At 53.1% G+C, this 3,611-nt stretch carries 4 protein-coding genes and 1 pseudogene; all 5 read left to right on the top strand.

What is annotated here, in order from left to right:
- A pseudogene (locus ACLQ7H_RS03250) lies at nt 1-268 on the top strand (DNA mismatch repair protein MutL); the annotation flags it as partial.
- Entirely contained in the window at nt 261-1,202 is a 942-nt protein-coding gene (miaA, locus tag ACLQ7H_RS03245) for a tRNA (adenosine(37)-N6)-dimethylallyltransferase MiaA (protein WP_411751429.1), read from the top strand. The pseudogene ACLQ7H_RS03250 and the gene miaA, both read left to right, overlap by 8 nt.
- 113 nt (nt 1,203-1,315) lie before the next feature.
- Nucleotides 1,316-1,627, top strand: a complete 312-nt coding sequence (hfq, locus tag ACLQ7H_RS03240; RefSeq protein ID WP_021179001.1) for an RNA chaperone Hfq — start codon at nt 1,316-1,318, stop codon at nt 1,625-1,627.
- Nucleotides 1,628-1,725: 98 nt separating this feature from the next.
- Nucleotides 1,726-3,006: a ribosome rescue GTPase HflX gene (hflX, locus tag ACLQ7H_RS03235; RefSeq protein ID WP_411751428.1), complete on the top strand. Its 1,281-nt coding sequence runs from the start codon at nt 1,726-1,728 to the stop codon at nt 3,004-3,006.
- A 92-nt stretch (nt 3,007-3,098) separates the two neighbouring features.
- A partial coding sequence (locus ACLQ7H_RS03230; protein WP_411751427.1) for a protease modulator HflK N-terminal domain-containing protein occupies nt 3,099-3,611 on the top strand: 513 nt, incomplete at its 3' end.

The raw sequence follows: 3,611 nt of genomic DNA, 5'->3' as shown, positions 1-3,611 counted from the left end.
TTTACCATTACGCCAACAAAATTTACAAAAGTTGATACCCGAGCTGTTAGGCTATCTGGCCGAACATCAGGAGATGTCGCCAACGGTGCTATCCATCTGGATCGCCAGCCAATTAGGCAGCGAACACCAAGTGTGGAACAGCTCGCAAGCGATACAATTGTTGACAGAAGTTGAACGACTTTGCCCGCAACTGGTCAAATCCCCTCCTGCCGCTCTTTTACAACCCGTTGATTTGCAGGCTGCATTGGCAGCACTTAAGCATGACTGACATTGAAATGAACCCTCATCCCCCAGCCATTTTTATCATGGGGCCAACGGCCTCAGGCAAAACCGCCCTGGCGATGGCGCTGCGTGAGCGCTTGCCCGTAGAACTGATCAGTGTCGATTCCGCCCTGATTTATCGCGGGATGGATATCGGCACCGCCAAGCCTTCTGCAGAAGAGTTGGCTCAGGCACCACACCGCTTGATTGATATTCGCGATCCTGCGCAAGCGTACTCGGCGGCCGATTTTCGTGCCGATGCGTTGCAAGAAATGGCCGATATTACTGCAGCAGGGCGTATTCCGCTGTTGGTAGGGGGCACAATGCTTTATTTTAAGGCGTTGCTGGGAGGTTTATCGCCGTTACCCTCTGCCGATCCCGCGGTACGCGAGCAGATTGAGCAGCAGGCGGCGGAGCACGGTTGGGAGACTTTGCACCACCAATTGCAGGCGATCGACCCGGTTGCCGCGCTACGTATTCATCCGAATGATCCACAGAGACTGTCCAGAGCACTGGAAGTTTTTTTGATTTCGGGTAAAACTTTAACTGAACTGACTAAAATTTCAGGTGAATCGTTGCCGTATCATGTTCACCAATTTGCGATAGCGCCAGTCAGCCGGGAGTTGTTGCATCAACGTATCGAGCTGCGGTTCAATCAGATGTTGGCGGCGGGTTTTGAGGCGGAAGCGCGTGCACTTTTTGCACGGGGTGATTTGCATACGGATTTGCCTTCCATTCGCTGTGTCGGTTATCGCCAGATGTGGTCATATTTTTCTGGCGAGATTAGTTACGATGAGATGGTTTTTCGAGGTATTTGCGCAACACGTCAGTTGGCCAAACGCCAGATGACCTGGTTACGGGGTTGGGAGTCGGTTCGGTGGTTGGACAGTGAAAAGCCGGGAGAGGCTTTAGACTCGGTAACACAGGTTGTTAGTGCATAGGTTGAGTGATTGTGTACAATTGATGAGTATTCAGCGCGCAAATTTTTTAGGTCGTTTATTTTGAGCCGACAGGTTCTTAGTTAAAAACAACAAACAAATAAGGAAAAGATAGAATGGCTAAGGGGCAATCTTTGCAAGATCCGTTCCTGAACGCATTGCGTCGTGAACGTGTTCCGGTTTCTATTTATTTGGTGAATGGTATTAAGCTGCAAGGCCAGATTGAGTCTTTTGACCAGTTTGTCATCCTGTTGAAGAACACGGTGAGCCAGATGGTTTATAAGCACGCTATCTCTACCGTTGTTCCATCGCGCCCGGTATCGCACCACAGCAACACCCCGAGCAGCGGCGGCACCAGCAATTATCACCATGGTAACAACCCGTCTGCGCCGCAACAGCCGCAGCAGGAAAGCGATGACGCTGAATAAAGCGCGTTGCGAGTCAACCATGACGGGGAGCATAAGCAGCGCAGTGCTGTTTATGTCCCCCAAACTCGCGGTTTTGTTCCGTTTGAGAGGTTGCACGCTTGTTTGACCGTTATGAAGCCGGTGAGCAGGCCGTCCTGGTTCATATCTATTTCTCGCAAGACAAAGATACAGAAGATCTCAGTGAGTTCGAATCGCTGGTATCCTCTGCGGGCGTCGAGGCTTTGCAAGTGGTTACTGGTAGCCGCAAAGCACCTCATCCAAAATACTTTGTCGGTGAAGGAAAGGCCGAAGAAATTGCAGATGCGGTGAAAGCCAGCGGCGCGTCTGTTGTCCTGTTTGATCACTCCCTTTCCGCAGCGCAGGAGAGAAATCTCGAACGCCTGTGTGAATGCCGCGTGATTGATCGCACCGGGTTGATTCTTGACATCTTTGCCCAGCGTGCCCGTACCCATGAAGGTAAGCTGCAGGTAGAGTTGGCGCAGTTGCGTCATATTGCCACTCGTCTGGTTCGTGGTTGGACTCACCTTGAACGTCAGAAAGGGGGGATTGGCCTGCGCGGGCCAGGGGAGACCCAGTTAGAGACTGACCGTCGTCTGCTGCGCGATCGCATCAGCCTGATCCTACGGCGCCTTGAGCGGGTAGAGAAGCAGCGCGATCAAGGGCGACGAGCGCGTACCCGCGCCGATGTGCCAACCGTATCGCTGGTGGGTTACACCAACGCCGGCAAATCAACCCTGTTTAACCGAATTACGTCTGCCGGAGTTTATGTGGCGGACCAACTATTTGCCACCCTGGATCCTACCCTGCGGCGTATTGACGTGGCGGACGTAGGCGATACCGTGTTGGCGGATACCGTAGGCTTTATCCGGCACTTGCCGCACGATCTTGTTGCCGCATTCAAAGCAACACTGCAAGAGACGCGCCAGGCCTCTCTGTTGTTACATGTGATCGACGCTGCGGATACCCGAGTGGATGAAAACATCGAAGCGGTGAACTCCGTGTTGGCAGAGATTGAGTCGGATGAGATCCCTACACTGTTAGTGATGAACAAAATAGATATGCTGGATGATTTTGTCCCGCGTATCGATCGCAACGAGGAAAATTTACCGATCCGAGTGTGGCTGTCCGCCGCCAGTGGCGAAGGTATCCCGTTGCTATTTCAGGCGTTGACGGAGCGCTTATCGGGGGAAATCGCGCATTATGAGCTGCGCTTACCGCCACAGGCAGGCCGTCTTCGTAGCCGTTTCTACCAGCTTCAGGCGATCGAAAAAGAGTGGAATGAAGAGGACGGCAGTATCGGCGTGGTGGTGCGTATGCCGATCGTGGAGTGGCGTCGCCTCTGCAAGCAGGAACAGGAACTGATTAACTTTATCGTATGATCATATCCTGTTACATTTGTGTGCCCGCTCAATAGAAGAGTGGGCTAAGCATTAGCCTGAAGTACCCAATCACAGAATAATGGAGCTAAAACATGGCGTGGAATCAGCCCGGTAATAACGGACAGGACCGCGACCCGTGGGGGAGCAGCAATAATAATGGCGGCAACTCTGGCGGTAACAATAAAGGCGGTCGCGATCAAGGGCCACCGGATTTAGACGATATCTTCCGCAAGCTGAGCAAGAAATTGAGCAGCCTGACTGGCGGTGGCAAAGGCTCCAACGGTAATAACAGCGGTGGCACGGGCTCAATCGGGCCGGGCTTCAGTGGCAAAATTGTCGGCATCGCTGCGGTTGCAGTGGTGGTGATTTGGGCCGCCAGCGGTTTCTATACCATCAAAGAAGCCGAACGTGGTGTGGTCACTCGCTTTGGTAAGTTCAGCCATCTGGTGCAGCCAGGTCTGAACTGGAAACCGACGTATATCGATCAGGTTCGCCCGGTTAACGTGGAGTCGGTCCGTGACCTGTCCGCGTCCGGTGTGATGCTGACCTCCGATGAGAACGTGGTGCGCGTTGAGATGAACGTGCAGTACCGCGTTTCCGATCCG

The sequence above is a fragment of the Serratia sp. (in: enterobacteria) genome (genome assembly GCF_046715635.1).
Lineage (GTDB): Bacteria > Pseudomonadota > Gammaproteobacteria > Enterobacterales > Enterobacteriaceae > Chania.
Note: the sequence above shows the minus strand (reverse complement) of the source record. Positions and strands in the feature narration are given on the sequence as shown.

What these genes read in the sequence shown, in the direction of transcription:
- miaA (WP_411751429.1), top strand. Translation starts at nt 261, where the DNA reads ATGACTGACATTGAAATGAACCCTCATCCCCCAGCCATTTTTATCATG.
- hfq (WP_021179001.1), top strand. Translation starts at nt 1,316, where the DNA reads ATGGCTAAGGGGCAATCTTTGCAAGATCCGTTCCTGAACGCATTGCGT.